The organism is Deltaproteobacteria bacterium (assembly GCA_019308925.1).
Taxonomy (GTDB): Bacteria; Desulfobacterota; B13-G15; order B13-G15; family RBG-16-54-18; genus JAFDHG01.
The window spans coordinates 1-24,715 of the sequence record JAFDHG010000035.1; the positions used below are offsets into that span (position 1 = coordinate 1).

Here is a 24,715-nt window from a genome sequence, read left to right on the forward strand (position 1 = left end):
TCGCTCAACGGATAAAAGGTACGCCGGGGATAACAGGCTTATCTCCCCCAAGAGTTCACATCGACGGGGAGGTTTGGCACCTCGATGTCGGCTCATCGCATCCTGGGGCTGGAGAAGGTCCCAAGGGTTCGGCTGTTCGCCGATTAAAGCGGTACGCGAGCTGGGTTTAGAACGTCGTGAGACAGTTCGGTCCCTATCTGCCGCGGGCGCAGGATATTTGAGAGGAGCTGTCCCTAGTACGAGAGGACCGGGATGGACGAACCTCTGGTGTACCAGTTGTGGCGCCAGCCGCACTGCTGGGTAGCCATGTTCGGAAGGGATAACCGCTGAAGGCATCTAAGCGGGAAGCCCACCTCAAGATTAGATATCCCTCCCTGATGGCAACATCAGGGGTAAGACCCCAGGGAGAACACCTGGTTGATAGGCCGGATGTGTAAGTCCAGTAATGGATTTAGCTAACCGGTACTAATCGGTCGAGAGGCTTGACCACTAACTTTACGGATAAGGGTTGTACTCCTTGCCCCTATGTGGTTTATAGATTGAGGCTTACTTTATTTAGTGGGTAAAGAGATGTTCCCGGTGACCACAGCGGAGGGGAAACACCCGTTCCCATTCCGAATACGGAAGTTAAGCCCTCCAGCGCCGATGGTACTGCCCCTTGAGGGGTGGGAGAGTAGGTCATTGCCGGGGACGTTAATTTTTAATTAAAGGGGTCAGATATTGAAGGATAAGCCTTCAAGAGCTGACCTCTAATCTGATTGGGCGGGAATAACTCAGCGGTAGAGTGCGACCTTGCCAAGGTCGAAGTCGCGGGTTCAAATCCCGTTTCCCGCTCCAGAGGCGGCGTAGCCAAGGGGTAAGGCGACGGTCTGCAAAACCGTTATTCACCAGTTCAAATCTGGTCGCCGCCTCCAGTAATTTCGAGGGGTTAGGCAATTCTGCCTAACCCCGCTTTTTTTGCTACCATTTTGTTATCATCTGCTACCTGGAGTGAGGTCAAGGTCGTCCTGCTGGTTTTATTTGAGATTAAATTGTCAATGAGATATAATTGACGTGAAATTTCAAGTTTGACTTTAAGGAGGGAATTAGAATGGAGATAGCTCCAAAGATTACAGTAGACAAAAATGTTCGTTTCGGTAGGCCTGTAATAAAGGGTACTCGTGTTCCTGTGGATTTGATCCTTGGTAAGTTGGCAGGTGGGATGAGTTATGAAGAGGTTATGGCCGAATACGATTTAACTAGAGAAGACATATTAGCTGCTTTGGATTATGCTGCGAAACACCTTTTAGGTGAAGAAGTAAGAGCTTTGGGTTAAGATGCTTAAGTTTTTGATTGACGAAGATTTGCCCAGATCCACAGCGGAGGTTTTAAGGGCTAAGGGCTTTGAGGTCTTGGATGTACGTGATTGTGGTTTAAGAGGTAAGAGAGATGATGAGATATTTAGATTTGCGCAAAAAGAAGGGGCTATAATTTTGACAGGAGATATAGGTTTTGGGAATCTTTTGCGGTTTCCTCTCGGTAGTCATTGTGGAATTGTTATTGCGCATTTCCCTAATGAGATCTCTACAGCGGAGCAAAATCATCAAATAGTCATGGCTTTTGATAAAATTTCAGAAGCTGATTTCAAAAGTAATCTTATTATCCTCGAACCCGGGAAGATTAGGATTAGAAGGGTAAAATAGCTTAACTCCTCACCATTATTGCGGTAATGGTGAGCGATCAACTCCCCGCCGTTATCTGCGTGTAACGGCGGGCTATTTATTTATCTCCCACTTTTCTCTTGACAGGAGGCAATATAGGATGTCTCCTTATTCCTCGTTCTCACCTCCCCTCTCTTTTACTCGTTTCAACCTCTCTCAGAAACTCCTCGGAGGTTATGCTGCGGGCAAGAGGATAGAGGGGGGATTTTCGATAGGTTTCTACGGTCTGTTCGTGAACTTCCCGTTTATGGGCCGCGCAGCAGTCCTCTAAGATAAATGCTGAGAAATCATGGCAAAGGGCATCCATGGCTGTCATCAATACACATACATTGGTTGCGATCCCGCAGATAGCCACCGTATCTATGCCCCAAGTCCTCAGTGTTTGATCCAGATCTGTCTTAAAGAAGGCGCTGAACCTTCGTTTTGGCAGTATCACATCCCCTTCACCTACTTCTAGTTCATCGATGATTTCTGCCCCTTCAGTTCCCCGCAGCGAATGTGGTTTCATCTTTCCCTTAAAGATGAAATCATCTGGCAAGAAGGAATCACAGGCGAAGATAACAGGTAAGCCTAAAGTCCTTGCCTCTTTTAAGAGGTTATTTATTCTTGGGATGATGGGTTTAGCCTCCTTGGTAATAGGGAGCCGGTGCTCTTCTTTGAAGCTATCCTTCAGCATGTCTACGACGATGACTGCAGCTTGCATGTTTTGAAGTCCTCCTCTATGTTATAGTTTGTCTAGATTAAAGGCCCGGCGGGCATTATCTGTGGTGACGGCAGCTACCTCAGAGAGGGTGAGCTTCCGTATCTCGGCGATTCGTTGGGCAGTTAACCTCACATAGGCAGGCTCATTCCTCTTGCCTCGATGTGGTACAGGTGCAAGAAATGGGGCATCGGTCTCCAGAAGTATCCTATCCAGGGTGAGCCTTTTTACCACCTCGCGCAGCACGTGTGCCCCTTTAAAGGTAATAACCCCTGAGATGGAGATATAGAAGTCCATCTCCAGATATATCTTGGCCGTCTCCTCATCCCCGGAAAAACAGTGGATCACCCCTCCCACCTCCTGTGCCCTTTCCTCCTGAAGGATCTTGAGGGTCTCCTTTGTAGCCTGGCGGCTGTGGATGACCAGAGGTAGCCTCAGTTCTTTCCCTATAGTTATCTGCTGGCGGAATCTCTCCTGTTGGATCTCTGGGGGAGAGAGGTTCCGGTAGAAATCAAGGCCGACTTCACCCCAGGCCCTTACCTTCTCATGATGAGCCATATCCTTTAGGTGGGCCAGATCTCCTTCCTGCACATCAGCGGCGTGGTGGGGGTGGACGCCCAAGATGGCAAAGATGCCTTTGTATGCCTCAGCGATCTCCAGCGTCCTTCGACAGCTTTCGGGTTCGGTCCCTACCGTCAGAATAGTAAATATACCCTCCTGTTTCGCCCGTTGGATTACTAGGGGGAGGTCCCTCGCGAATTCAGGCATATCGAGGTGGGCATGGGTATCCACCAACATACCTTCCTTTGGCTCCCCGCCAGCATTCATACTCTCTCCTGGGAGTAATCCATTGTTATATGGACTTAATGCTTTACTCAGATATATATAAATGATGGTTACAGGTAGCGAGTGAGGTATATTAACTACTCATTGTTGCATCTGCACCTGCGTTGCCTTCATAAAACCCCGGTCATGGAGGTAAAACACCTTGACCTTCTCACCGGTGTAGGGGTAACGATAAGGGGAGTAGCTGGTACGTCGTCCCACATAAAAGGTATATACCTTACCGGTATGAAGGCTTTTTACCGTTATCGTTCCCCTGCGGGTGGCCCCAATTTGGGCAGCGACAACCTTTCCATAAACGGCATTGGGGCCAATTTCCTCACCGAGCTTTCTCTTTTCAACGGTGAGTTCCTCACCCAGCCCCGTGGGTTTTGTTGCCCCTTTCCTTTTTCCCCCTGCAGGGAGGATGGTCAGCAGGAGGGCGATGATGATAATCAGGGCCAACACTCCCCCCCCTGCTATGAAGAGTTGTTTTCGGGACAATCGGGTAAAGAAAGGGGGTTTTGTTGCCGCTCCTTCATCTGGTGGGGTTATCCTTTCCCCACAATTCCTGCAAAAGAGATCATCCGGGGAGATTTCCTTTCCGCATTTAGGACACTTCATACTTGCCTCCTGAGAAGATTTTTGAGTCTTTATATCAAACCGATTAGGGGATGTCAAACTATCCTGCTGGTATCATCCATTTGGCCTTGACAAAAGGGTGGGTTTTCTAGGAGATTAATGTAATTGGATCTTCACCCATTTAGTTGGTGGAGTTGAAAGGAGTTGGGGGTCACTCTCATTGGTCGAAGGTTTCAGGGTTCAAGGATTCGAGGGATTTTTTACTAGAACCCTGGGCCCCTAGAACCCTATGAGTGAATCCTTAGACCCTTTTTGGCAACTTTTTTGGAGAAGAACCTAAAAAAGGATGAAAGTATGGCAATCGATATTTACCAAAAAATAAGGGGATGGTTTAGAAAGATGGTGCAGGAGAGGGGTTTCGGCCAAGAGGAGATCCAGATTAAGGCCTTTCCCCTCACCCCGCAAGAGGCGATAGGAAACCCCGAGGAGGGTGACTATCCCCTGCTCAAGGGTAGAGAGCGACTTATGCAGGCCGAGTTCCGCGGCTCTGTTGGGCAGGCCTATACCGATATGTACGGCGAGTTCTCAGGGCCCCTGTCAGAGGTCCTGGAGATGGAGTTGAAGAATAACTATCGTCGGGCTATTTTCATCTCCTCTCTAAATGCCATGGCAAGGTATCTGGGGGTTGTGGGGGGGACGATACATTGTAAGGATGCGGACCCCCCTCGCTGTAGTCATGAACTGTTGAGCCATATCCAAAGGAAATACGGTTCTCCTAAGGTTGCCCTGGTCGGGATGCAGCCGCGCATGGCAGAGGTCTTGGCGAAGCACTTTGAGATCAGGATTACCGATCTTGATGGGGGGAATATCGGGAAGGAGAGGTTTGGGGTGCTTATCGAGGGTCCTAACAGGACAGGCGAGGACCTCGCTTGGTGTGATCTGGCCGTGGTCACGGGCACTACCGTGGTAAACGGGACGTTGAGTCAGTTTCTCATAGACAAACCGGTCCTCTTTTATGGAGTGACCATTGCTGGTGTGGCCAAGCTGATGGGGTTAGAACACTTTTGTCCACTGGGGAGGTGAGGGCCGCCTTTTGGGGAAGGAGGATGAAATGAGAGAAATTTCCTTGAGTAGGAGGTTTGTGGCCGCCATCTCCTTTCTCACCATCTTCCCTTTGGTGGTGAGAGAAGGGATGAGCAAGGAAGAACTGGGCAGCTCCATGGCCCTTTTCCCCCTGGTGGGTCTTTTGCTAGGTGCCCTTCTTTGGTCATGCGCCTATAGCTTTGGGGCCGCCTTTGCCCCGGCGGTGAATGCGCTTTTCCTCTTATCGGTCCTGACCATAGCTACCCGTGGACTTCACTTGGATGGCCTTGCCGACACCCTCGATGGTCTGGGTGGGGGGAGAGACAAGAGGGAGATCTTGAAGATCATGCGGGACAGTCACGTAGGGACCTTTGGGGTGATAGGGCTTGTGCTGACCTTAATGGCCAAGTATCTCCTCATCAGTCAACTGATCGAAGGCGAAAGTTCGCTATCTCTCCTCCTTTTTCCGACCTTGGGGAGATGGTCCATGGTCTACTTGACGTGGTCCTTCCCCTATGTCCGAGGGGAGGGGACAGGGGCGGTCTTTGCGAGCTACCTCAGTCCAAGAGATTTTTGGTGGGCCACGGGTACAGCCCTGCTGATCTCTATTCTTACCCATGGATTAGCAGGAGCAGGGACGATGGCGCTGGTGTGGGTCTTTGCCTACGCCCTTGGCCACTACTTTGTCAGGAGGATAGGGGGGATAACCGGCGATGTCATGGGGGCAGCAGGGGAACTAGCCGAAATCCTTTCTTTGGCTACCCTGGTGGCCCTGCTGAGAGGCATATGAGGCTACATCACCTTGGCCTTTGTCCTGGGGTGCCCCTGAAGGGATCTCCCGCTTGGGCCAGGATCATGGTTATCTCAACATTATTGACTTGTTCCCTGAAAGGATAACGGTTCAATTGCGAAAAAGTGTCTCTGCTTCCTAATAAGGTGCCACAATAGACCCCTTTCCTCCAATAAAAGGTCAAGGATTGGCCCTTTGGTGACGCAAAATGTCACCCAAAGTGACGAAATGTCGTCCTTTTTTCCTTTTTACGTGAGCCCTCTTTTACATTACCTCTTCCAATAAGAGAATTTCTCAGTATTTTTACAATGGGGAGAGGGCTGCCTGAGCTGGCATAAAATATGTATAAAATATGATAGGACGGCATGAGGGTAGAAGTGACAGGAGATATGGCTTTTGAGGGAATAGTAAGGTCTTTTTTGACCGCCTTGAGGTTGAAGGACGAATCAACGTATCGCCATTCGAAAAAGGTGATGTACTATTCCCTCAAGATCGCACAATATATGGGATTTGAAAATGGGCAGACAGAACTGCTTAAGTGGGCCTCGTTATTACATGACCTAGGCAAATTGGTGGTCCCGGATACGATACTGAATGGAAATGGAAAGTTGAGGTCTCAAGCCTTGAACCTCCTGAGAAACCACCAATCCTCGGCAGTGGAGATCCTCTCCTCAATAGAGGAGATGAGGGATGTTTTGCCGATTATCAAGGGGCATCATGAGCGGTATGACGGGACCGGGTATCCTGATGGTCTTCGCGGAGAGGACATACCCCTGTTCTCAAGGATCTTGGCTATGGCCGATGCCTATGAGGCCATGACGCGGATAAGGCCTTATAATACCCCCCTCTCCCACCTGCGTGCCTGCCTGGAGCTTAAAAAGAGTGCAGGTACCCAGTTTGACCCCCAGGTAGTTGATGCCTTCTTCCGATATCTCAAGTTTGACAGAGATCACCTCGTCTCCATCCTCATCGTGGAGAGAGATATAGAACAGTTTTATCTCCTCTTTAAGTTGATAGATGAAATGGATCACATCCGGTTGGGGAAAGGGTTTAATTCATCTGTTATCACTCAAGCGGTGCGCAACGAAGGATATGACCTGATCCTGGCCGATATCTGCCTCCCTTGGACAGATGGATTTGAACTCCTTCGTTCTGTGAAGGGGGATTTCCCCTCCATTCGTGTAGCCCTCATGTCCGCATATAGCAACCTGGAGATGAGGAAAGAGGCCGAAAACCTGGGTGCCTTTGCCTACTTAGAGAAGCCTGTCCGTCGTGAAGAGGTCTTTGATGTCGTGGACAGGATCGCGGACGAGAAGATAACCTTCTGATCTCCCCACCAAAAATTTTTTCTCATCTTTCTTTTCCCAGAGCATAAGTTTACCTTTATCTCCTCTCTGTTTGATTTATGCACCCAATTTTGATAAGCTGGGAGGCCATTGAGGAGGGGATAGATGGGCAGATGTAAGATGGCCATCTTGGGGGCGGGCAATTTGGGGACGACCTTGGCCTTGATGATGTGGGAGAAGGGACACCGCGTTACCCTATGGACGGTGGAGGAAGATGTGGCCGAGGCCATCATGGAGGGAAGGGAAAACCCCCGGTATCTACCCGGGCACTACATCCCCGAAGAGATCGACGTCTCATTGGAGATCGCCGAGGCCCTAAGAGAGGCAGAGATCATCGCCTTGGCTGTTCCCTCCCATGCTGTAAGAGAGGTAGCCAGACGTGTGGTCCCTCACTTCTCCCCAGAGGCCATTATCGTCGACTTTGCCAAGGGGATGGAGGTGAAGACGGGGCTGCGGATGTCCCAAGTCATCGAGAGTGAGCTTTCTCTCGAGCTGAGAGATGGGATCGTGGCCGTTTCTGGGCCCTCTATTGCCTCAGAGTTGGCCCGCAAGCTTCCCACGGCGGTGGAGATTTCCTCCAGGGAGCCCATCTACGCCCAGAAGGCCAAGGAGATCTTGGAGACCCCCTTCTTTAGGCTCTATGTCAATGAGGACTTGGCAGGGGTGGAGTTGGGAGGGGTGTTCAAGAACGTCTTTGCCATAGGGGCAGGGATCTGCGATGGTCTGAAAATGGGGGTGAATACCAAGGCTTCGGTCATCACCAAGAGTTTAGAGGAACTTTCGACTCTGGGAAGTGCCCTTGGGGCCCACCCCCTCACCTTTATGGGACTTTCGGGGTTAGGAGACCTCATCGTCACCTGTACAAGCGAACATAGCCGCAACAGGAGGTTCGGCGAGAGGATAGGGCGGGGACAGTCCATAGAAGAGGCCCAAAGGGAGATAGGGCAGGTGATAGAGGGGATCAGGGCCACCAAGGTTGCCTACAAGGCGGGCGAAAGGTTTGCATTGGCACTCCCTATTGTGGGGCAAATTTACCGAGTCCTTTATCAGGGGGGAGATCCGCGCGAGGCCGTATATCGATTCATGGTTTGATTATTGACAATAAAAATTTTTGGATAATATAATTTTATCGTGTCAAAGTGACGTTCGAATAAGAGAGGGCGGTATTTTCATGGGCGTGGGTGATGACAAACCCCGATGAGTGTTATGTGTGAAGGGGGAATAGGATCCCCGCCAATAAAAGACATCTGTTGGAGCAAGATGTACGAGAGGATCATCACCCATAATGACATGGATGGGGTGGTAAGCGCTGCCATCTGCTCTTATGTCTTTCAGATCAAGGATATCCAGTTCGCTGGACCCAATACCATTATCAGAGGAGAGATTTCCGTTTCAGAAAAGGACATAGTGTGCGACCTTCCATATCCTCTGCTCTGTGGCCTCTGGTTTGATCACCATGAGGGGAATCTGCAGGACTTGGCATATAGAAATATCGCCGTGGAAGAGATTGCGGGGAGGTTTGCCCTCAGGGATAGCTGTAGCAGGGTGGTGTATGAGTACCTTTACGAGAAGGGGGTATCACTGCCCACCTATTTTAAACAGACCGTGGAGGAGACGGACGTCATCGACAGTTTTAACTATCGCAGCATAGAGGAGTGGCGCAAGGAGACCCCGGGGAAATTGGTGGACTTTTCCCTTAAAGCGAGCAGTCCCACCCTGCGCGAAAAACATCGCTATATGAGGGAACTGGTCAGATGGGTGCGAGATCTTCCCCTGGAAGAGGTGCTGGTTCTTCCCAAGGTACGGGAGAGGATTAAACGTTACAGAGGGGAAGAGGACAAAATGTTCAAGCTCATTCAGGAGGATTCTTCCTTTCTACCCAATGATCAGCGAGAAGAGATGATTGTTATTGACCTCACACGGCACAATCGGCGCCCCGAGATCATCAAAAATCTCGCCTACCTCCTCTATCCTCAGGCCTTGGCTGTCCTGGAAATCCACAATCTCTACGACAGAGGGGTCAAAACCACCAATCTGGGGTTTGCCATGTCCCTTAGCATCAACTTGAACAATCAGGAGCATAAAAAGGACCTCGGGGAGATCATGAGAGAGCTGAACATTGGGGATGGCCATAAAGGGGCGGCTGCCGGAACCGTTTACACCAATTCCAAGGCCCAGATGTTAAAGAAAAAGGAAGAGGTGTTGAAAAAGATCTACGAACTCTGGATGTCTCAGTGTTAGGGAGCCCCAAGCCCTGATCTCCTTGGGCTATGTCTTGGCAACGCTGACAAGGAGAGGTTTCTCATGGGGTTCGGATGCAACATGGCTAAGGGGGTCCCCTTTGTTTAAAAATAGTTAGAGGTGGGAGGACGCTATGGAGATCAAGACGGTGAGGTTAGAGGTCCCTGAGGGGGCCAATATCATCTTAGGACAGAGCCATTTTATCAAGACGGTGGAGGATCTCTACGAAGTGATGGTTACTGGGGCGCCGGAGGCAAAATTCGGTCTTGCCTTTTGTGAGTCATCAGGACATTGCCTTATTAGATCGGAGGGAAACGACTCAGACTTTGTCAAAGTCGCCGAGAAAAATGCCTCCGAGGTGGCGGCTGGTCACACCTTTATCGTTGTGGTGAAAGGTGCCTTTCCCATAAACTTTTTGAATGCCATCAAGATGTGTCAGGAGGTGTGTACCATCTACTGTGCCACCGCCAACCCTGTAGAGGTGATCATCGCTCAGACAGATCAGGGAAGGGGGATTCTAGGGGTGATAGATGGCGTGCCCCCTAAAGGCATCGAGGATGAAGAAGGGGTGAACTGGAGGAAAAACCTGCTGCGTGATTTCGGCTATAAGTTATGATTTTTTCTTGGAGGCCTTTTTCTTGGCAGGCCTTTTGCTCGCCTTTTCTTCTTTCCCCTCTGTGGGGATCAGCTCGATGATGGCGAGGGCTGCTCCATCACCCGGGCGATTCCTGGTTTTGAAGATATGGGTGCACCCCCCTTTCCTCTCTGTAAAGCGGGGTGCGATCTCGTTAAAGAGTCTTTGAACCACCTTTTTGCTGTTGGTTATCCTCAGGGCCTGACGACGGGCGTGTAGGTCTCCCCTTTTCCCTAAGGTGATGAGGCGTTCGGCCAGCCTGCGCAACTCCTTGGCCTTGGCCTCGGTGGTCTCAATCCGTTCATGTTCAAAGAGGGAGGTGACCATATTGCGCAGCATCATCAGGCGATGGCTTGTGGTCCGGTTGAGTTTCCTCCCCACCTTTCGGTGTCGCATCCCTCCCCCTTAGTCCTCTTCCTCTTCTTGCTTTTCAGGGAGTGTGAATTCCCCTGTCTTCATCCCCAGGTGGAGGCCCATACTTATCAAGACCTCTTTTATCTCGTTAAGGGATTTCCTACCGAAGTTCTTGGTTTGAAGGATTTCTTGTTCGGTCTTCTGAACCAGTTCCCCTATATAATGGATGTCGGCGTTTTTAAGACAATTGCCGGATCTGACCGACAGCTCGAGTTCATCCACGCTCCTGGCCAGTTTCTCGCGCAGCTCCTCTTGTTCCCTTTTTCTTTTTTCTTCATCATCCTCACTATATAGATCTTCAGGGGGTTCCTCGAAGGTGATGAATATGTTCAATTGGTCCTTGAGGATTTTGGCTGCTAGGGCCACGGCATCATCGGGTTTCACACTGCCGTTGGTCCAGACCTCGAGGGTGAGTTTGTCATAATCGGTGATCTGTCCCACGCGCGCATTGGTCACTGTATAGTTCACCTTTTTTACGGGGGTGAAGATGGCATCTATGGGGATGGTCCCAATAGGCATGTCCTCCTCTTTGTTCCTTTCGGCGGGAACATACCCCTTTCCCGTCTTCACCGTCATCTCCATCTTTAACGTGGTCCCCTTATCGAGGGTGGCGATGTGGTGCTGTGGATTTACCACCTCTACATCGGCATCGGGAATGATGCCTCCCGCTGTGACCTCCTTTCCCCCTTCCGCCTCTATCCTGACTGTCTTGGGACCGGGAGTGTGGAGCTTGAAGACCACCTCCTTCAGATTGAGGATGATCTCCGTCACATCCTCCTTTACACCAGGCAATACGGAGAACTCATGCAGGCCTTCACCTATCTTCACCGCCGTTACGGCCGCCCCCTGAATGGATGACAGCATGATCCTCCTTAAGGAGTTTCCCAAGGTCACCCCGAAACCCCTCTCCAGGGGTTCAGCATAGAATTTACCGTAATAATCGCTTAAGGTCTCCTCATCGACCTCAAGCCTTTTGGGTCTGATCAAGGCCTTCCAATTCTTCTCCTTTATCTCCATTGTCTCTAAATTCCCTCCTGAGCTTTACTGGAATCTCTATTTGGAGTATAGCTCCACGATGAGTTGTTCCTGGATGGGAGGGGTGGTCAATTCCTCCCGATTGGGCCATCCCTTGACGATCCCCCTGAAATTATCCTTTTCCAACTCCAGCCATGACGGCATTTCCCTCCTAGCCACCCCCTCTAAGGCCTCTTTTATCCTCTCCATACCCTTGCTTTTTTCCTTGACATTGATGACATCACCGGGTTTCAAAAGGTAGGAGGGGATGTCTACCATGCGTCCGTTGACCAGAAGGTGGCCGTGTCCCACCAACTCTCGCGCCTCCTGGCGGGAGCTTGCAAAGCCCAGTCTGTAGACCGTGTTGTCAAGTCGGCGCTCCAAGAGGATCAAGAGGTTTGTCCCCGTAATCCCCTTTTGTTTATCAGCCTTTTCAAAGTAGTTGTGAAACTGCCTCTCCGATAAGCCGTATATCCTTTTAATTTTTTGTTTCTCCCTCAGTTGGATGCCATACTCGGAGAACTTGATCCGACCTTGACCATGTTGCCCAGGTGGATAACCCCGGCGCTCAAAGGCGCACTTATCTGCATAACACCTCTCCCCCTTCAGGAAGAGCTTTATTCCCTCCCGACGACACAGGCGACAAACTGATTCCCTATATCTAGCCACTTTACACCCTCCTCCTCTTTGGAGGCCTGCAGCCATTGTGTGGTATGGGGGTGACATCCCTGATCATATGGACCTTGAACCCCGCAGCCTGGAGGGCACGTAAGGCCGCCTCCCTTCCCGACCCAGGCCCCTTCACGTAGACATCCACCGCCTTCATCCCATACTCCATGGCCTTCTTTACAGCAGCCGCTGCAGCCAGTTGTGCGGCAAAGGGTGTCCCTTTGCGCGATCCCTTAAACCCCTGAGTGCCCCCACTGGCCCAGGCAATGGTATTTCCCTGTTCATCGGTGATGGTCACAATGGTGTTATTAAAGGTAGCCTGGATGTGGGCAATTCCCGAAGGTATATTCATTTTTACCTTCTTTTTTCCACCCTTTTGCCCTCTTTTAGCCATAAATTCCCCCTATTTCTTCTTTTTTCCGATTACTCCCCTTCGAGGCCCCCTTCTCGTCCTGGCATTGGTATGGGTCCTCTGCCCCCTCACCGGAAGGGATCGGCGATGTCTCAGGCCACGATAAGAGCCTAGATCCATGAGCCCCTTGATGTTCATGGCCACTTCCCTTCTCAACTCTCCCTCCACCTTATAGTTGCTATCGATGATCCCCCTTATCTTGACCACCTCCGACTCAGTCAATTCCCCAGCCCTTTTGTCCCAGTCGACATCGGCCTCCTTCAAGATCTTCTGGGAAGCGGAACGGCCAATACCGTAGATATAGGTGAGGGCAATTTCTACCCTTTTGTCTTTTGGTAAATCAACTCCTGCGATCCTGGGCAATTTCCCCTCCTCTAACCTTGCCTCTGTTTATGTTTAGGGTTTACACAGATGACCCTTATTACACCTTTTCTTTTAATGATCTTACACTTATCACAGATCTTTTTCACTGAGGATCTCACCTTCATCTCAACCCTCCTTTTGGTCCTTGCCTTAAGAGGTTTTTTTTCCTCGATAGATGATCCTACCCCTGCTGAGGTCATAAGGGGAGAGCTCTATGGTAACCCTGTCCCCAGGAAGGATCTTTATGTAGTGCATCCTCATCTTCCCAGAGATATGGGCCAACACCTTGTGCCCATTCTCCAACTCCACCCTGAACATTGCGTTAGGAAGGGTCTCTGTGACCGTACCTTCTACCGCTATGGCTTCTCCTTTGGGCATCAAGACTTCCTAACTGCTAAACAGTATTGCAAATTGAAAAATGCAAAATGTAAACTGCAAAGTTAGGGAAGTTTTTAAAAAATTTTGCATTTTGCAGTTTAAAATTTGCTTTTTGCATTGAAGTTTAACCATTTCTTCAAATGGCTAAACTTTTACTATCCCTCAATGGTTTTTTCTATTCTCTGAAAGATCTCCTTTATCTGTCCCGCCCCATCAATGGACCGCAAAAGCCCCTTTTTTCGATAGTACTCAATCAAAGGAGAGGTCTGCTTTTCGTAGACCTGTAGCCTGGCCCTGATGGTCTCCTCCTTATCGTCGTCCCGTTGGTAAAGCTCCCCTCCGCATTTGTCACATATCCCGTCCCTTTTTGGAGGGTCGAAGATGGTATGATACATGGCCCCACAACTTCGGCAAGTCCTTCTGCCCGTTAGGCGTCTTATCAACTCATCTTTGTCCACTTCTATGCTTACGACGTGGTCTATTCCCCTCTCCATCGCATTCAAGGTGGCATCCAGGGCCTCGGCCTGGGGGAGGGTGCGGGGAAAGCCATCTAAGATGAACCCCCCATTGCAGTCTGAGGCCTTGAGCCTCTCCCTGGCGATGCCCACCACTACCTCATCCGGGACCAATTTTCCCTGGTCCATATATCTTTTTGCCTCTATCCCAAGGGGGGTTTCCCCCTTCACCGCTGCCCTGAGGATATCTCCGGTGGATATCTGGGGGATATGGTACTTTTCCAGCATCATCTGGGCCTGGGTACCCTTGCCGGAGCCGGGCGGACCTAATAGGATTAAGTTCATTGTTCCTGCCTCCCTTTTTATCTGCGACGGCCTTTTACCCTCCCTCCCTTTACCAGCCCTTCATAGTGCCTGGTCAGCATATGGGACTCTATCTGTTGGGTGGTGTCCAGGGCTACCCCTACCACAATGAGCAGGGCAGTCCCCCCGAAGTAAAAGGGCACATTGAAGTTGGCTATCAGGATGGAGGGCAAGACACACACTCCAGACACGTATATGGCCCCGCCTAGGGTGATCCTGGTGAGGACCCGGTCGATATAATCGGCGGTAGTCCTCCCCGGCCTGATACCGGGGATGTATCCACCATACTTCTTCATGTTGTCAGCTACATCCACTGGGTTGAAGACCACGGCGGTGTAAAAGTAGCAGAAGAAGATGATGAAACCCACGTAGAGGAGGTTATAGATCAAATTGACAGGGGACAGGCTCTGGGCAATGGCCTGCATCCATGGATGATTTACAAAGTTGGCGATGGTGGCGGGGAACATGATGATAGAGGAGGCGAAGATGGGGGGGATGACGCCCGAGGTATTGATCTTCAATGGAAGGTGGGTGCTTTGCCCCCCATACATCCTCCTCCCTATGATCCTTTTGGCATACTGGACGGGTATCCTGCGATGGGCTGTCTCCACATAGACGATGAGGGCCACGACAGCGACCATCAGGACTATGACGGCCAATATGAGGATGGCACCCAGTTCCCCTGTACTCATCAGCCGAAAGGTGTTTCCCACTGCAGCGGGCATATTTGCCACAATCCCTGCAAAGATGATCAGGGAGATCCCGTTGCCGATTCCCCTCTCGGTGATCTGTTCCCCCAGCCACATCAGAAAGGATGTACCAGCGGTCAGGGTGATTACCGTCATGAGACGAAAAGACCAGCCTGGATGCAGGACTATCAGTTCCCCCCCTGCCCCCTTCATTCCCTCCAATCCCACGGCAATGCCAAACCCCTGGATGATGCTCAGGATGACCGTCCCATATCTCGTGTACTGGATGATTTTTCTCCTGCCTATCTCCCCTTCTTTTTGCAGGCGCTCGAGATAGGGGATCACCACCGTTAGCAGTTGTAGGATAATGGAGGCGCTGATATAGGGCATGATACCCAGGGCAAAGACGGAAAATCGTTTCAAAGCACCTCCAGCAAACATGTCGAAGAAGCCGAGCAAGGTCCCCCCTGTTTGGAGGAAGAAGGAGGCGAGGGCCTCCTGATCGATCCCCGGGGTAGGGATGAAACATCCCACCCGATAGACTGCCAGAAGCAGCAGGGTGATAAAAATACGTTTCTTTAACTCTGGTATCTTGAAGATATTGCCGATGGCTCCTATCATTAGATCATCTCGACCTTTCCCGAAGCTGCCTCGATCTTCTCTTGAGCCGACTTGGTAAATTTATGGACCCTGACTGTTAAGGCGACCTTTAGCTCGCCATCTCCCAATATTTTCACCCCGTCATAGACCTTCTTGACCAGCCCAGCTTGTCGCAATGCCTCGACATCCACTACTTCACCCTCTGAAAAACGGTTTAGTTCTCTGAGATGGACCAAGGCAAATCGCTTTTTGAATATATTCCTGAAGCCCCTTTTGGGCAGACGTCGCTGCAGGGGCATCTGCCCCCCTTCAAAACCGAGGGGGACGTCAGCACCGCTGCGTGCCTTTTGACCCTTTGTGCCCCGGCCTGCCGTCTTTCCGTGACCAGAACCAGGGCCCCTTCCCACACGTTTCGGTCTTTTCCTCGCCCCAGAGGGCGGCCTTAGTTGACCCAGCATATTATTCTATCACCTTCACAAGGTGGGAGACCTTTTTGATCATCCCCCATGTTTCTGGGGTATCCTTCAAGACCACCACCTTGTTCAATTTGGTCAAGCCCATTCCCCTCAGGACCTCCCGGTGCTTTCGGGGACGCCCTATGCCGCTGCGGACCAATTTTACGTTCAAGTATCCCTTGGCCATCTTTATCTCAAGATCTCTCCCACCTCTTGCCCCCGTTTTTTGGCGAACTCCTCCGGGGTCTTAAGCTGTTTTAGGCCCTCAAAGGTGGCTTTGACCAGGTTGTGTGGGTTATTCGAACCCAAGGATTTGGTCAGGATGTTTTGTATCCCCGCTGCTTCAGCCACTGCCCTTACCACTGCCCCAGCGATTACCCCTGTTCCCTCAGAGGCCGGTCTCAAGATGACCTTGCCCGCACCGAATCTTCCGATGACCGTATAGGGTATGGTTCCAGTGATAATGGGGACCCTCATAAGGGTCTTCTTGGCCAACTCGATCCCCTTTCGGATGGCTTCAGGGACTTCATGGGCCTTCCCCAAACCGCTCCCCACGATACCTTTACCATCTCCCACTACTACCAAGGCGCTAAAACGAAACCTTCGCCCCCCCTTCACTACTTTGGCCACCCTGCTGATGTGGACGACCCTATCGGTCAACTCCAGCTCAGTGGGATCTATCCTCTCCAATATCTTCTCCTTTACCGTGAAAATACATGTGTATTAAGGAACATTGAATATTGCCTCAACCTTCAAGGTTACTTTCGGTCTTCCTTCAGGGGGCTATTGCCCCCTGAAACCCCTTAAAAAAGGAATACCTATTTAGGGGGTCTGGGGGCTACGTCCCCAGAGATACAGGCCAAAGGCCTATCTCAAAACTCCAGACCTTTCTGGCGTGCAGCCTCTGCCAACGCCTTTATCCTGCCGTGGTAAAGGAACCCATTACGATCAAAGACTATCTTCCTGACCCCTTTCTCCAAGGCCTTTTGTGCCAATAGTTCACCAACGGCCTGGGCCGCCTCTATGTTGCCCATATTTTTCAATTGGCCCTTTAACTCCTTACTTAGTGTGGAGGCTGACGCCAGGGTCTCTCCTGTGGCATCGACGATGACTTGGGCATAGATATGCCTCAGGCTACGATATACAGTGAGACGAGGGCGCCCTTCGGTTCCCCTCACCTTTTTTCTGACCCTTTGTTTCCTCCTCAACCTTCCTGTCAATCTCTTTGTGGTCCCCACCTTTTTCCCTTAACCTTTGGCCTTAACCGCCTTTCTGCGGATTTGCTCTCCAGCATACCTGATCCCCTTTCCCTTATAGGGTTCGGGCCTTCTGAATCCCCTTATCTCAGCAGCCGCCTGTCCGACCTTTTGTTTATCAATCCCCTTCACCGTGATTTTGGTCTGTCCCTCCATCACCACCTCTATACCTTCTGGAAGGGAATAGGTCACTGGGTGCGAATATCCCAAGCTCAATTGGAGGGTCCTCCCCTGAAGGTTGGCCCTATATCCTATTCCCACTATCTCCAATCTTTTTTCAAATCCTTGCGTCACCCCCGTTACTATATTGGCGATCAGTGTCCTGGTCAATCCATGGAGGGAGCGCACCCTTTTCGCATCACCGTTTCGTTTCACGTAAATCATCCCATCTTCGGTTTGGAGGAAGATGCCCTCTGGTATGGTATGAGACAGGGTCCCTTTGGGGCCTTTCACCTCCAATGTAGATCCCTCCAGCTTTACCTCTACCCCTTGGGGGACAGGAATGGGGGTCTTTCCTATCCTGGACATCTATCCCTCCCTTTGACAACTACCATATATAGCAGATGACCTCCCCTCCCACCTCCGCCTTGCGGGCAGCGCGGTCCGTCATCACGCCCCTGGAGGTGGAGAGGATCGCTATTCCCAATCCGCTCAACACGGATGGGATTTCATCTTTGGCCACGTAGACCCTGCGGCTGGGTTTGCTTACCCGTTGCAAGTTGGTGATTACACCTTGCTTATTAGCGTCGTATTTGAGGTATATTTTGAGAATCCCCTGCTTATTATCGTTAATAACCTCATAATCTTTGATATAACCCTCTTTCTTGAGGATTTCAGCTATTCTTGACTTCAATTTAGAAGAGGGAACCTCCATCTCCGACTTTTTGGCCATAATGGCGTTGCGTATCTTGGTCAACATGTGAGCTATTGGGTCGGTCATGCTCATAAATTCCCTCCTGAAATGCTACCAACTGGACTTGATAACGCCTGGGATATCTCCTTGCAGGGCAAATTTCCTCAGACATATGCGGCACATATTGAACTTTCTGTGAAAGGCCCGGGCCCTACCGCAAATAGGGCATCTGTTGTATTCCCTTACCTTAAATTTTTTAGGCCGCTGGGCCTTGACAATGAGGGCCGTTCTCGCCACGGTGAAACCTCCTTAACTCCTAAAAGGCATACCCATAAGCCTGAGGAGTTCCTTTCCCTCCTCATCTTTCTTGGCTGTGGTCACGATGATTATATTCATACCCTTGATCTTATCTATTTTATCATAATTTATCTCCGGGAAGATGATCTGCTCCTTGATCCCCAGGGCGTAATTACCCCTTCCATCAAAGGCATGTGGGGAGACTCCACGGAAATCCCTTACCCTCGGTAGGGCCACATTGATGAGCCTGTTGAAGAACTCATACATCCTCTCCTTCCTCAGGGTCACCATGCAGCCAATGGGCATACCAGCCCTTAGTTTGAACTGGGCAATGGATCTCTTGGCCTTGGTGATGACCGGCCTCTGCCCCGTGATGACGGCTATCTCCTCCATGGCAGAGTCGAGAATCTTGATGTTTTGGATGGCCTCCCCCAGCCCCATGTTGATGACAATCTTCTCCAACTTGGGGATCTGCATGATGTTTTTGTAATTAAAACGCTTCATCAGGGTTGGAACTACTTCCTTTTGATAAAATTCCCTCATCTTTGACATCGCCACTTACCCCATGAAGGCCTATTCGTCAATGGCCTCACCGCACTTCTTGCAGATCCGGATCTTCCTCCCGTCCTCCAAGATCTTCTTTCCTGTCCTGGTGGAGAGGTTGCATTTTCTGCAAAGCAGTTGGACGTTGGAGATATGGATTGGGGCCTCCTTTTCCACAATGCCTCCTTGCCCATGGCCAGCACCAGGCCTGAGGTGTCGCTTGACGAAGTTGAGGCGCTCGATGATCACCGCGCCCTTTTTGGGGAGGACCTTGAGCACCTTCCCCGACTTGCCCTTCTCCTTGCCCGCGATCACCATCACAGTGTCATTTTTCTTGACTGCTATCTTTCCCATACCTTGTCTTAAAGGACCTCCGGTGCCAGGGAGATGATCTTCATGAACCTCTTCGCCCGTAATTCCCTGGCTACAGGGCCGAAGATCCGTGTGCCAATGGGTTCATTGAGCTGGTTGATCAAAACGGCCGAATTGTCGTCAAACTTTATATAGGAACCGTCAGGCCTCCTTACCCCCTTTCTGGTCCTCACAACCACGGCCCTCACTACATCACCCTTCTTTATCTTGGAGTTGGGGACGGCATCCTTTACCGAGACCACAATGATGTCGCCCAAAGAGGCGTATTTTCTTTTCGAGCTCCCCAAGACTTTTATACAGCCGACCTTTCTCGCCCCTGAATTGTCGGCCACATCCAAAACGGTCCTCATCTGGATCATAACTATCCCTTAGATCTCCGGCGTCTTTTCGATAATCTCTTTTACCTTCCACCTCTTGGTCTTGCTGAGGGGGCGGGTCTCCACGATCAAGACCTTGTCGCCGACATTACATCTATTTTCCTCATCATGGGCCTTATATGTGGTGTAACGCTTGATATATTTCTTGTATACGGGGTGCCGGACTAGGCGTTCCACCTTTACGGTCACCGTCTTGCCCATTTTGTCGCTGGCCACTATACCTATCTCCCTCTTTCTAATCCCCCGCCTTTTCACTTTTCCCCTCTATCCCTTCTCGCGTAGGATGGTCTTGACCCTGGCGATATCATGCTTGACCTGGGACAGCCGCATGACATTCTCCAGTTGGCCGGTGGCGTGCTGGAACCTGAGGTTGAAAAACTCCTCCTTTAGGTCTTTCTCCTTTTGCAATAGCTCATCGATGCTCAATTCCTGCAGTTCCCTCGCCCTCATCATGCCTCCTCCCGGGCCACAAACCTGGTGGCGATGGGGAGTTTATGCGATGCAAGCCTAAAGGCTTCCCTTGCCCTCTCTTCAGCGACGCCCTCCATCTCGTATAGGATGTGGCCTGATTTCACAACGGCCACCCATCCCTCTACGTTCCCCTTCCCCTTCCCCATCCTGGTCTCGGCCGGTTTCTTGACGATGGGCTTATCAGGGAAGATGCGGATCCAGATCCTCCCCGTTCTCTTTATGAAGCGGGTCATGGCAATACGGGCCGCCTCTATCTGGCGGCTGGTTATCCACCCGCCCTCCAGGGCCTGCATGCCGAAGTCGCCAAAGTTGAGCTCTGTCCCTGCCCAGGCCCTACCTTTCATCCTTCCCTTCTGTTGTTTACGGTATTTGGTCTTTTTAGGCGCTAGCATCTTGTTTCACCGTTTAAGAGGTAGTAACCTCTCGAGGGGATAGCACCTCTCCTTTAAATATCCAGACCTTTACCCCTATCACCCCGTAGGTGGTCTTGGCCTCGGCAAATCCGTAGTCAATGTCCGCACGAATGGTATGCAAAGGGACTCTCCCCTCTCTGTACCACTCCCGGCGGGCCATCTCCCTTCCTCCCAATCTCCCCGCACAGGCGATCTTTATCCCCTGCGCCCCCAATTTTAGTGCAGAGGTAACACTACGCCTCATCGCCCTCCTGAAGGCCACCCTCCTCTCTAACTGGAATGCCACGTTCTCTGCCACCAGTTGGGCGTCTATCTCGGCCTTTCTGATCTCCTTGATATTGATGATGACTTCCTTTTTCGTCAAGGCTTGGAGCTCGTTTTTTGAATTCTCCACCTCCGTTCCCTTTTTGCCGATGATGATCCCCGGCCTAGCGGTATAGATATTTACCTTTGTCTTACTCGCTTTGTTTGCAACTCTTTCTATCTCCACCTTGGAGACCCCTGCATGGTAGAGCTTGGTCTTGATGTAACCCCTGATGGTCAGGTCTTCACGCAATAAGGTGGCGTAATTCTTTTCCGCGAACCATTTGGAACTCCAACCTTTAATGGTTCCCAATCTAAACCCAATGGGATGGACCTTTTGCCCCAAACCATCACCTCCCTTTTTTATTTCTCATCCAAGACCACCGTTATATGACTGGTCCTCTTTCTGATCATGGTGGCCCTGCCCATAGCCCTGGGCATATATCTCTTAAGTGTAGGACCACCATCTACATAGATCCTCTTGATCCAGAGGGCGTCTACATCCATGTTGGTATTATGCTGGGCGTTGGCCACGGCGGAGTTGATCAGCTTGGTCAGTTTCTTTGCAAAGGCCTTATTGGTAAAGGCCAATATGTTCAAGGCCTCCTCCACCTTTTTACCCCTAACCAGATCTGCCACCAACCTGGTCTTCCGAGGGGATGTCCTTACATATCTTACTTTAGCCGTGACCTCCATCTTACCTCCAACCTCTATCTCTTGCCCTTGACCCTGGTCTTCTTATCCCCGGCATGGCCGTAAAAGGTACGGGTAGGTGCAAACTCACCTAGCTTATAGCCCACCATCTCCTCGGTGATGAAGACGGGGATGAATTTTTTTCCGTTATGGACCGCTATGGTCAACCCCACCAATTCAGGGGTGATGGTGGACCTGCGCGACCAGGTCTTGATCACCTTGTCGCTCCTGCCCTCTTTGGTCTTCAGGATCTTCCTTAAAAGGCTGGGTTCGACATATGGCCCTTTCTTTAGAGAACGTGCCACAACTCCTCCTGCTTAAAACGATCTCCGATCGTTTTCTTCAGGGCCGATGCATCGGCCCTGAAACCACCAAAGGTATTTTCCTTATTGGGGGTCTGGGGGCTTTGCCCCCAGAGAGATGGGCTTTGCCCATCATTTTCTCCTTTTAATGATGTATTTATCGGTAGTCTTATTTCTCCTGGTCTTATACCCCTTGGTGGGAAGCCCCCAAGGGCTTACGGGGTGCCTCCCCCCAGAGCTCTTTCCTTCCCCCCCGCCTAGGGGGTGGTCTACAGGGTTCATGGCTACACCCCTCACATGGGGGCGCTTCCCCAGCCATCTGGACCTGCCCGCCTTTCCAAGTGAGATGTTTTCATGATCTATGTTGCTTACCTGTCCGATGGTGGCGTAGCATTCTTGATGTACAAGCCTTACTTCCCCCGAGGGGAGCCTTATGTGGGCATACTTCCCCTCTTTTGCCATAATCTGTCCATATCCTCCCGCACTCCTGATTAGCTGCCCCCCTTTTCCTATCTTCAACTCCACATTGTGGATGAGGGTACCCAAAGGAATATTTTTCAGGGGGAGGGCGTTTCCGGGATTGATGTCTACATCCTCCCCTGTTGTGACCTCATCACCCACCTTTAGATCTAGGGGGGCGAGGATATATCTCTTTTCACCATCGGCATAGTACAATAGGGCGATTCTGGCGGAGCGGTTTGGGTCATACTCGATCCCTGCCACCTTGGCTGAGACCCCAGTCTTGTCCCTCCTCACGAAGTCGATCACCCGGTACATCCTCTTGCGCCCACCCCCTCTGTGCCTGGTGGTCATTCTCCCGTAACAGTTTCTCCCACCACTCTTTTTTAAAGGGCGCAAGAGGCTGCGCTCTGGTTCAACACGGGTGATCTCCTCAAAGGCGGAGACCATCTGAAACCTCCTACCCGGGGATGTAGGTTGATATTTTCTGACGCTCATGGATAAGCTCTCCTCCGTTTAAGTTCCCTCAAAGAAGTCAATGCGGTTCTCAGGTTTCAGGGTGACCACCGCCTTTTTCCAATCGGGCCGCTTTCCGATGCTGCGTCCAATCCTTCTGGGTTTCCCTTTCATAGTGGAGACGTTTACTTTTAAAACCTTCACCTTAAAAAGGCGCTCTACCGCCTCTTTTATCTCCAGCTTGTTTGCCTCTCTATCCACGATGAAGGCGACCTTGTTCTCCTCATCCTTGAGGATATTCGCCTTCTCAGTGATCAGGGGCCTCTTGATTACCCGATAGGTATCCCTCATCCCTTCAGCTTCTCCTCAATCCTCTCGATGGCCGGCTTCAGGATGATCAGATGTTCGTATTTGAGAATATCAAATACATTGAGCCCCTCACATCTTAAGACCTTGACCCAGGGTACGTTTTTGGCGGACCTCTCCAAATTGAGATTCTCCCCATCGGTCACGATCAAGGCGTTTTTGATCCCCAAGTCCTCCATTATGTTTACAAAGGCCTTGGTCTTTATCTCGGGGGGAGAAAGGTCCTCGAGGAGGGTGAATTTGCCCTCTTGGTAGCGGAGGCTTAAGGCTGAGCGTAGGGCAGCTCGGCGGACCTTTTTGGGGAGGGGGTAGCTGTAGTCCTTGGGGTGGGGGCCGAAGACAACACCACCCCCCCGCCACAAGGGAGACCTGATGGTCCCAACTCGCGCCCTTCCCGTTCCCTTCTGTCTCCAGGGCTTCCGTCCCCCACCTCTCTTCGCCGAGCGATTCTTGGTAGAGGCGGTCCCTTGACGCCTCTTGGCCAATTGCCACTTGACCACCTCATAGAAGAGATGGCGCTTGATCGGGGCCTTAAAGATGTGGTCTTTTAACTTCAGTTTCCCCACCTTCTCCTTTGCTAGATTGTAGACCTCGCAGGTAGCCATTCCCTCTTCCCTTTTAGCCCTTTTCGGCTGCCCCTTGTTCTTCTTTCTTAACCCCCTTCTTTTTGGCCTCCCTGATGACCACAATGGAGTTGGCCGAGCCAGGGACGGCCCCTTTTACCAAGAGGAGGTTTCTCCCCGGTTTTAAATCTACGATCTTTAGATTTTGTATGGTAATCCTACTGTTGCCGAAGTGTCCAGGCATCTTTTTTCCCCTAAAGGTCTTGGACGGGGTAGCTGCGGCACCGATGGCACCGCCATGCCTAAAGTGTTCATGGGTCCCATGGGAGCCAGGGGCACCGCTGAAGCCGTGCCGCTTCATAACCCCGGTAAAGCCCCTCCCTTTGCTGGTACCGGTCACATCGACGAAATCACCTACCTTAAAGACATCAAGGGTTATCTCCTGCCCCAATTTATATTCCCCTACCTCGTCCACCCGGAACTCCTTTAGGGCATAAAAAGGACCCTTGCCACTCTTTTGAAAATGCCCTGATAAGGGGCGATTGACTCTTTGAGGTCTTTTCTCCATGAAGCCAAGCTGGAGGGCGTTATACCCCTCTTTTTCCCTAGTCTTGATCTGGACGACAGCACAGGGGCCTGCCTCTATGACAGTTACAGGCACGACAGTGCCATTTTCGGTGAAGACCTGCGTTATCCCCAACTTTTGTCCGATGATACCCCTTAGCATGGAAACGATCTCCGATCGTTTTCTTCAGGGGGTCTGCGACCCCATGAAACCCCCGATAAGGAAATTCCTCTTCGGGGGGTTTGGGGGCCTGTGGCCCCCAAAGAGATGTGCCTGTGGCACATCATAACTTGATCTCCACATCGACCCCGGCAGCAAGCTCTAACCTCATGAGGGCATCCACTGTCTGCTGGGTTGGCTCGAGGATGTCGAGGAGTCTCTTATGGGTCCTGATCTCAAACTGTTCTCTCGATTTTTTGTCTACATGAGGTGATCTTAGGACGCAGAACTTGTTGATCTTGGTGGGAAGTGGGATGGGGCCTGCCACACGTGCCCCCGTCCTGTTCACCGCATCCACGATCTCTTTGGTCGATTGATCAAGCACTTTGTGGTCGTATGCCTTGAGGCAAACCCTTATCCTGTTGTTGGCCATCCTCGGCCTCCCCTTACTCCATGATCTCGGTGACCACGCCTGCCCCTACTGTGCGGCCACCCTCCCGGATGGCAAACCGCAACTCCCTCTCCAGGGCAATAGGTGTGATCAACTCCACCTGCAG

42 protein-coding genes, 2 tRNA genes and 2 rRNA genes are annotated in these 24,715 nt (G+C 51.1%); 12 read left to right on the forward strand and 34 right to left on the reverse strand.

All coding sequences use genetic code 11. From position 1 onward, the window contains the following. The 6 genes from JRI46_07020 to JRI46_07045 all read left to right on the forward strand — a co-directional run. Nucleotides 1-490: ribosomal RNA gene (locus JRI46_07020) — 23S ribosomal RNA — on the forward strand; the annotation flags it as partial. Between the two features lie 85 nt (nt 491-575). Further along, nucleotides 576-690: ribosomal RNA gene (gene rrf / locus JRI46_07025) — 5S ribosomal RNA — on the forward strand. Between the two features lie 72 nt (nt 691-762). Beyond that, nucleotides 763-837, forward strand: a tRNA-Gly gene (locus tag JRI46_07030). A gap of 2 nt (nt 838-839) precedes the next feature. Next, nucleotides 840-914: transfer RNA gene (locus JRI46_07035), tRNA-Cys, on the forward strand. A gap of 176 nt (nt 915-1,090) precedes the next feature. Continuing rightward, nucleotides 1,091-1,315, forward strand: a complete 225-nt coding sequence (locus tag JRI46_07040; protein MBW2039333.1) for a DUF433 domain-containing protein — start codon at nt 1,091-1,093, stop codon at nt 1,313-1,315. 1 nt (nt 1,316) lies between these two features. Then, nucleotides 1,317-1,682 carry a DUF5615 family PIN-like protein gene (locus JRI46_07045; protein MBW2039334.1) on the forward strand — a complete coding sequence of 122 codons (366 nt, stop codon included), beginning with the start codon at nt 1,317-1,319 and terminating at the stop codon, nt 1,680-1,682. A 139-nt stretch (nt 1,683-1,821) separates the two neighbouring features. Here JRI46_07045 and JRI46_07050 read toward each other — a convergent pair whose 3' ends face one another. From JRI46_07050 to JRI46_07060, 3 genes are all read right to left on the reverse strand, one after another. Continuing rightward, entirely contained in the window at nt 1,822-2,403 is a 582-nt protein-coding gene (locus tag JRI46_07050; GenBank protein ID MBW2039335.1) for a cysteine hydrolase, read from the reverse strand. Nucleotides 2,404-2,424: 21 nt separating this feature from the next. Further along, nucleotides 2,425-3,198, reverse strand: coding sequence for a TatD family hydrolase (locus JRI46_07055; protein ID MBW2039336.1), 774 nt, complete (start codon nt 3,196-3,198; stop codon nt 2,425-2,427). 129 nt (nt 3,199-3,327) lie between these two features. Further along, nucleotides 3,328-3,846 carry a zinc ribbon domain-containing protein gene (locus tag JRI46_07060; protein MBW2039337.1) on the reverse strand — a complete coding sequence of 173 codons (519 nt, stop codon included), beginning with the start codon at nt 3,844-3,846 and terminating at the stop codon, nt 3,328-3,330. 318 nt (nt 3,847-4,164) lie between these two features. On the opposite strand from JRI46_07060, the gene JRI46_07065 reads away from it, so the two are divergent. The 6 genes from JRI46_07065 (at nt 4,165) to JRI46_07090 (ending at nt 9,880) form a co-directional block, all read left to right on the forward strand. Next, nucleotides 4,165-4,887 (forward strand): hypothetical protein, encoded by a 723-nt coding sequence (locus JRI46_07065; protein ID MBW2039338.1) that lies wholly within the window; start codon nt 4,165-4,167, stop codon nt 4,885-4,887. A gap of 28 nt (nt 4,888-4,915) precedes the next feature. Then, the gene (gene cobS / locus JRI46_07070) at nt 4,916-5,677 is read left to right on the forward strand and encodes an adenosylcobinamide-GDP ribazoletransferase (GenBank protein ID MBW2039339.1); all 762 of its coding nucleotides are present in this window, start codon (nt 4,916-4,918) and stop codon (nt 5,675-5,677) included. A 365-nt stretch (nt 5,678-6,042) separates the two neighbouring features. Then, a complete protein-coding gene (locus JRI46_07075; GenBank protein MBW2039340.1) occupies nt 6,043-7,005 on the forward strand; it encodes an HD domain-containing protein in 963 nt (320 codons plus the stop codon). A gap of 123 nt (nt 7,006-7,128) precedes the next feature. Beyond that, entirely contained in the window at nt 7,129-8,115 is a 987-nt protein-coding gene (locus JRI46_07080) for an NAD(P)-dependent glycerol-3-phosphate dehydrogenase (protein ID MBW2039341.1), read from the forward strand. Between the two features lie 168 nt (nt 8,116-8,283). Then, complete coding sequence (locus JRI46_07085) at nt 8,284-9,264, forward strand: hypothetical protein (protein ID MBW2039342.1); 981 nt, start codon at nt 8,284-8,286, stop codon at nt 9,262-9,264. 133 nt (nt 9,265-9,397) lie between these two features. Next, on the forward strand, nt 9,398-9,880 hold the full coding sequence (locus tag JRI46_07090) for an adenosine-specific kinase (GenBank protein ID MBW2039343.1): 483 nt from the start codon (nt 9,398-9,400) through the stop codon (nt 9,878-9,880). Here JRI46_07090 and rplQ read toward each other — a convergent pair. The 31 genes from rplQ to JRI46_07245 form a co-directional block, all read right to left on the reverse strand. Beyond that, nucleotides 9,875-10,294 carry a 50S ribosomal protein L17 gene (rplQ, locus tag JRI46_07095; GenBank protein MBW2039344.1) on the reverse strand — a complete coding sequence of 140 codons (420 nt, stop codon included), beginning with the start codon at nt 10,292-10,294 and terminating at the stop codon, nt 9,875-9,877. The genes JRI46_07090 and rplQ overlap by 6 nt on opposite strands. A 9-nt stretch (nt 10,295-10,303) precedes the next feature. Next, nucleotides 10,304-11,329: a DNA-directed RNA polymerase subunit alpha gene (locus JRI46_07100; GenBank protein MBW2039345.1), complete on the reverse strand. Its 1,026-nt coding sequence runs from the start codon at nt 11,327-11,329 to the stop codon at nt 10,304-10,306. 36 nt (nt 11,330-11,365) lie between these two features. After that, on the reverse strand, nt 11,366-11,995 hold the full coding sequence (gene rpsD, locus JRI46_07105; GenBank protein MBW2039346.1) for a 30S ribosomal protein S4: 630 nt from the start codon (nt 11,993-11,995) through the stop codon (nt 11,366-11,368). 1 nt (nt 11,996) lies between these two features. Next, on the reverse strand, nt 11,997-12,389 hold the full coding sequence (gene rpsK, locus JRI46_07110) for a 30S ribosomal protein S11 (GenBank protein ID MBW2039347.1): 393 nt from the start codon (nt 12,387-12,389) through the stop codon (nt 11,997-11,999). A gap of 9 nt (nt 12,390-12,398) precedes the next feature. Continuing rightward, on the reverse strand, nt 12,399-12,770 hold the full coding sequence (rpsM, locus tag JRI46_07115; GenBank protein MBW2039348.1) for a 30S ribosomal protein S13: 372 nt from the start codon (nt 12,768-12,770) through the stop codon (nt 12,399-12,401). An 11-nt stretch (nt 12,771-12,781) separates the two neighbouring features. Further along, entirely contained in the window at nt 12,782-12,895 is a 114-nt protein-coding gene (rpmJ, locus tag JRI46_07120; GenBank protein MBW2039349.1) for a 50S ribosomal protein L36, read from the reverse strand. 25 nt (nt 12,896-12,920) lie between these two features. Then, complete coding sequence (gene infA, locus JRI46_07125; protein ID MBW2039350.1) at nt 12,921-13,148, reverse strand: translation initiation factor IF-1; 228 nt, start codon at nt 13,146-13,148, stop codon at nt 12,921-12,923. A gap of 155 nt (nt 13,149-13,303) precedes the next feature. Further along, the gene (locus tag JRI46_07130) at nt 13,304-13,948 is read right to left on the reverse strand and encodes an adenylate kinase (protein MBW2039351.1); all 645 of its coding nucleotides are present in this window, start codon (nt 13,946-13,948) and stop codon (nt 13,304-13,306) included. Between the two features lie 17 nt (nt 13,949-13,965). After that, the gene (secY, locus tag JRI46_07135; protein ID MBW2039352.1) at nt 13,966-15,276 is read right to left on the reverse strand and encodes a preprotein translocase subunit SecY; all 1,311 of its coding nucleotides are present in this window, start codon (nt 15,274-15,276) and stop codon (nt 13,966-13,968) included. Further along, a complete protein-coding gene (gene rplO, locus JRI46_07140; protein MBW2039353.1) occupies nt 15,276-15,713 on the reverse strand; it encodes a 50S ribosomal protein L15 in 438 nt (145 codons plus the stop codon). The genes secY and rplO overlap by 1 nt, the downstream gene beginning before the upstream one ends. 1 nt (nt 15,714) lies before the next feature. Further along, nucleotides 15,715-15,897, reverse strand: a complete 183-nt coding sequence (gene rpmD / locus JRI46_07145; GenBank protein MBW2039354.1) for a 50S ribosomal protein L30 — start codon at nt 15,895-15,897, stop codon at nt 15,715-15,717. A 2-nt stretch (nt 15,898-15,899) separates the two neighbouring features. Further along, nucleotides 15,900-16,400: a 30S ribosomal protein S5 gene (rpsE, locus tag JRI46_07150; protein MBW2039355.1), complete on the reverse strand. Its 501-nt coding sequence runs from the start codon at nt 16,398-16,400 to the stop codon at nt 15,900-15,902. Between the two features lie 182 nt (nt 16,401-16,582). Further along, nucleotides 16,583-16,948, reverse strand: a complete 366-nt coding sequence (locus tag JRI46_07155; protein ID MBW2039356.1) for a 50S ribosomal protein L18 — start codon at nt 16,946-16,948, stop codon at nt 16,583-16,585. Nucleotides 16,949-16,957: 9 nt separating this feature from the next. After that, complete coding sequence (gene rplF, locus JRI46_07160) at nt 16,958-17,494, reverse strand: 50S ribosomal protein L6 (protein MBW2039357.1); 537 nt, start codon at nt 17,492-17,494, stop codon at nt 16,958-16,960. A gap of 19 nt (nt 17,495-17,513) precedes the next feature. After that, complete coding sequence (gene rpsH / locus JRI46_07165; protein ID MBW2039358.1) at nt 17,514-17,912, reverse strand: 30S ribosomal protein S8; 399 nt, start codon at nt 17,910-17,912, stop codon at nt 17,514-17,516. Between the two features lie 18 nt (nt 17,913-17,930). Further along, nucleotides 17,931-18,116 (reverse strand): type Z 30S ribosomal protein S14, encoded by a 186-nt coding sequence (locus JRI46_07170; GenBank protein MBW2039359.1) that lies wholly within the window; start codon nt 18,114-18,116, stop codon nt 17,931-17,933. Nucleotides 18,117-18,128: 12 nt separating this feature from the next. Beyond that, on the reverse strand, nt 18,129-18,668 hold the full coding sequence (gene rplE, locus JRI46_07175) for a 50S ribosomal protein L5 (GenBank protein MBW2039360.1): 540 nt from the start codon (nt 18,666-18,668) through the stop codon (nt 18,129-18,131). Between the two features lie 21 nt (nt 18,669-18,689). Then, nucleotides 18,690-19,004 carry a 50S ribosomal protein L24 gene (locus JRI46_07180; GenBank protein ID MBW2039361.1) on the reverse strand — a complete coding sequence of 105 codons (315 nt, stop codon included), beginning with the start codon at nt 19,002-19,004 and terminating at the stop codon, nt 18,690-18,692. 17 nt (nt 19,005-19,021) lie between these two features. Beyond that, nucleotides 19,022-19,390 carry a 50S ribosomal protein L14 gene (gene rplN / locus JRI46_07185; GenBank protein ID MBW2039362.1) on the reverse strand — a complete coding sequence of 123 codons (369 nt, stop codon included), beginning with the start codon at nt 19,388-19,390 and terminating at the stop codon, nt 19,022-19,024. 9 nt (nt 19,391-19,399) lie between these two features. Then, nucleotides 19,400-19,663 (reverse strand): 30S ribosomal protein S17, encoded by a 264-nt coding sequence (gene rpsQ, locus JRI46_07190; protein MBW2039363.1) that lies wholly within the window; start codon nt 19,661-19,663, stop codon nt 19,400-19,402. Nucleotides 19,664-19,672: 9 nt separating this feature from the next. Continuing rightward, entirely contained in the window at nt 19,673-19,858 is a 186-nt protein-coding gene (rpmC, locus tag JRI46_07195) for a 50S ribosomal protein L29 (GenBank protein ID MBW2039364.1), read from the reverse strand. After that, nucleotides 19,858-20,271: a 50S ribosomal protein L16 gene (gene rplP, locus JRI46_07200; protein ID MBW2039365.1), complete on the reverse strand. Its 414-nt coding sequence runs from the start codon at nt 20,269-20,271 to the stop codon at nt 19,858-19,860. The genes rpmC and rplP overlap by 1 nt, the downstream gene beginning before the upstream one ends. A gap of 13 nt (nt 20,272-20,284) precedes the next feature. Continuing rightward, nucleotides 20,285-20,941, reverse strand: coding sequence for a 30S ribosomal protein S3 (gene rpsC / locus JRI46_07205; GenBank protein MBW2039366.1), 657 nt, complete (start codon nt 20,939-20,941; stop codon nt 20,285-20,287). A gap of 17 nt (nt 20,942-20,958) precedes the next feature. Then, on the reverse strand, nt 20,959-21,291 hold the full coding sequence (rplV, locus tag JRI46_07210) for a 50S ribosomal protein L22 (protein MBW2039367.1): 333 nt from the start codon (nt 21,289-21,291) through the stop codon (nt 20,959-20,961). Between the two features lie 14 nt (nt 21,292-21,305). Beyond that, nucleotides 21,306-21,593: a 30S ribosomal protein S19 gene (gene rpsS, locus JRI46_07215; GenBank protein ID MBW2039368.1), complete on the reverse strand. Its 288-nt coding sequence runs from the start codon at nt 21,591-21,593 to the stop codon at nt 21,306-21,308. 129 nt (nt 21,594-21,722) lie between these two features. Further along, the gene (rplB, locus tag JRI46_07220; protein ID MBW2039369.1) at nt 21,723-22,547 is read right to left on the reverse strand and encodes a 50S ribosomal protein L2; all 825 of its coding nucleotides are present in this window, start codon (nt 22,545-22,547) and stop codon (nt 21,723-21,725) included. Between the two features lie 18 nt (nt 22,548-22,565). Continuing rightward, on the reverse strand, nt 22,566-22,856 hold the full coding sequence (gene rplW, locus JRI46_07225; protein MBW2039370.1) for a 50S ribosomal protein L23: 291 nt from the start codon (nt 22,854-22,856) through the stop codon (nt 22,566-22,568). Beyond that, a complete protein-coding gene (rplD, locus tag JRI46_07230; protein MBW2039371.1) occupies nt 22,853-23,476 on the reverse strand; it encodes a 50S ribosomal protein L4 in 624 nt (207 codons plus the stop codon). Before rplD ends, rplW begins: the two co-directional genes overlap by 4 nt. A gap of 13 nt (nt 23,477-23,489) precedes the next feature. Further along, complete coding sequence (gene rplC, locus JRI46_07235; protein MBW2039372.1) at nt 23,490-24,161, reverse strand: 50S ribosomal protein L3; 672 nt, start codon at nt 24,159-24,161, stop codon at nt 23,490-23,492. 121 nt (nt 24,162-24,282) lie between these two features. After that, on the reverse strand, nt 24,283-24,591 hold the full coding sequence (rpsJ, locus tag JRI46_07240; GenBank protein MBW2039373.1) for a 30S ribosomal protein S10: 309 nt from the start codon (nt 24,589-24,591) through the stop codon (nt 24,283-24,285). 13 nt (nt 24,592-24,604) lie between these two features. Next, the coding region (locus JRI46_07245) for an elongation factor Tu (GenBank protein MBW2039374.1) at nt 24,605-24,715 on the reverse strand (111 nt) is incomplete at its 5' end.

Coding starts and splice junctions, on each gene's coding strand:
- JRI46_07040 (MBW2039333.1), top strand. CDS start 1,091: ATGGAGATAGCTCCAAAGATTACAGTAGACAAAAATGTTCGTTTCGGT.
- JRI46_07045 (MBW2039334.1), top strand. CDS start 1,317: ATGCTTAAGTTTTTGATTGACGAAGATTTGCCCAGATCCACAGCGGAG.
- JRI46_07050 (MBW2039335.1), bottom strand. CDS start 2,403: ATGCAAGCTGCAGTCATCGTCGTAGACATGCTGAAGGATAGCTTCAAA.
- JRI46_07055 (MBW2039336.1), bottom strand. CDS start 3,198: ATGTTGGTGGATACCCATGCCCACCTCGATATGCCTGAATTCGCGAGG.
- JRI46_07060 (MBW2039337.1), bottom strand. CDS start 3,846: ATGAAGTGTCCTAAATGCGGAAAGGAAATCTCCCCGGATGATCTCTTT.
- cobS (MBW2039339.1), top strand. CDS start 4,916: ATGAGAGAAATTTCCTTGAGTAGGAGGTTTGTGGCCGCCATCTCCTTT.
- JRI46_07075 (MBW2039340.1), top strand. CDS start 6,043: ATGAGGGTAGAAGTGACAGGAGATATGGCTTTTGAGGGAATAGTAAGG.
- JRI46_07080 (MBW2039341.1), top strand. CDS start 7,129: ATGGGCAGATGTAAGATGGCCATCTTGGGGGCGGGCAATTTGGGGACG.
- JRI46_07085 (MBW2039342.1), top strand. CDS start 8,284: ATGTACGAGAGGATCATCACCCATAATGACATGGATGGGGTGGTAAGC.
- JRI46_07090 (MBW2039343.1), top strand. CDS start 9,398: ATGGAGATCAAGACGGTGAGGTTAGAGGTCCCTGAGGGGGCCAATATC.
- rplQ (MBW2039344.1), bottom strand. CDS start 10,294: ATGCGACACCGAAAGGTGGGGAGGAAACTCAACCGGACCACAAGCCAT.
- JRI46_07100 (MBW2039345.1), bottom strand. CDS start 11,329: ATGGAGATAAAGGAGAAGAATTGGAAGGCCTTGATCAGACCCAAAAGG.
- rpsK (MBW2039347.1), bottom strand. CDS start 12,389: ATGGCTAAAAGAGGGCAAAAGGGTGGAAAAAAGAAGGTAAAAATGAAT.
- rpmJ (MBW2039349.1), bottom strand. CDS start 12,895: ATGAAGGTGAGATCCTCAGTGAAAAAGATCTGTGATAAGTGTAAGATC.
- infA (MBW2039350.1), bottom strand. CDS start 13,148: ATGCCCAAAGGAGAAGCCATAGCGGTAGAAGGTACGGTCACAGAGACC.
- JRI46_07130 (MBW2039351.1), bottom strand. CDS start 13,948: ATGAACTTAATCCTATTAGGTCCGCCCGGCTCCGGCAAGGGTACCCAG.
- secY (MBW2039352.1), bottom strand. CDS start 15,276: ATGATAGGAGCCATCGGCAATATCTTCAAGATACCAGAGTTAAAGAAA.
- rplO (MBW2039353.1), bottom strand. CDS start 15,713: ATGCTGGGTCAACTAAGGCCGCCCTCTGGGGCGAGGAAAAGACCGAAA.
- rpmD (MBW2039354.1), bottom strand. CDS start 15,897: ATGGCCAAGGGATACTTGAACGTAAAATTGGTCCGCAGCGGCATAGGG.
- rplF (MBW2039357.1), bottom strand. CDS start 17,494: ATGTCCAGGATAGGAAAGACCCCCATTCCTGTCCCCCAAGGGGTAGAG.
- rpsH (MBW2039358.1), bottom strand. CDS start 17,912: ATGAGCATGACCGACCCAATAGCTCACATGTTGACCAAGATACGCAAC.
- rplE (MBW2039360.1), bottom strand. CDS start 18,668: ATGTCAAAGATGAGGGAATTTTATCAAAAGGAAGTAGTTCCAACCCTG.
- rplN (MBW2039362.1), bottom strand. CDS start 19,390: ATGATCCAGATGAGGACCGTTTTGGATGTGGCCGACAATTCAGGGGCG.
- rpmC (MBW2039364.1), bottom strand. CDS start 19,858: ATGAGGGCGAGGGAACTGCAGGAATTGAGCATCGATGAGCTATTGCAA.
- rplP (MBW2039365.1), bottom strand. CDS start 20,271: ATGCTAGCGCCTAAAAAGACCAAATACCGTAAACAACAGAAGGGAAGG.
- rplV (MBW2039367.1), bottom strand. CDS start 21,291: ATGGAGGTCACGGCTAAAGTAAGATATGTAAGGACATCCCCTCGGAAG.
- rplB (MBW2039369.1), bottom strand. CDS start 22,547: ATGAGCGTCAGAAAATATCAACCTACATCCCCGGGTAGGAGGTTTCAG.
- rplW (MBW2039370.1), bottom strand. CDS start 22,856: ATGAGGGATACCTATCGGGTAATCAAGAGGCCCCTGATCACTGAGAAG.
- rplD (MBW2039371.1), bottom strand. CDS start 23,476: ATGGCTACCTGCGAGGTCTACAATCTAGCAAAGGAGAAGGTGGGGAAA.
- rplC (MBW2039372.1), bottom strand. CDS start 24,161: ATGCTAAGGGGTATCATCGGACAAAAGTTGGGGATAACGCAGGTCTTC.
- rpsJ (MBW2039373.1), bottom strand. CDS start 24,591: ATGGCCAACAACAGGATAAGGGTTTGCCTCAAGGCATACGACCACAAA.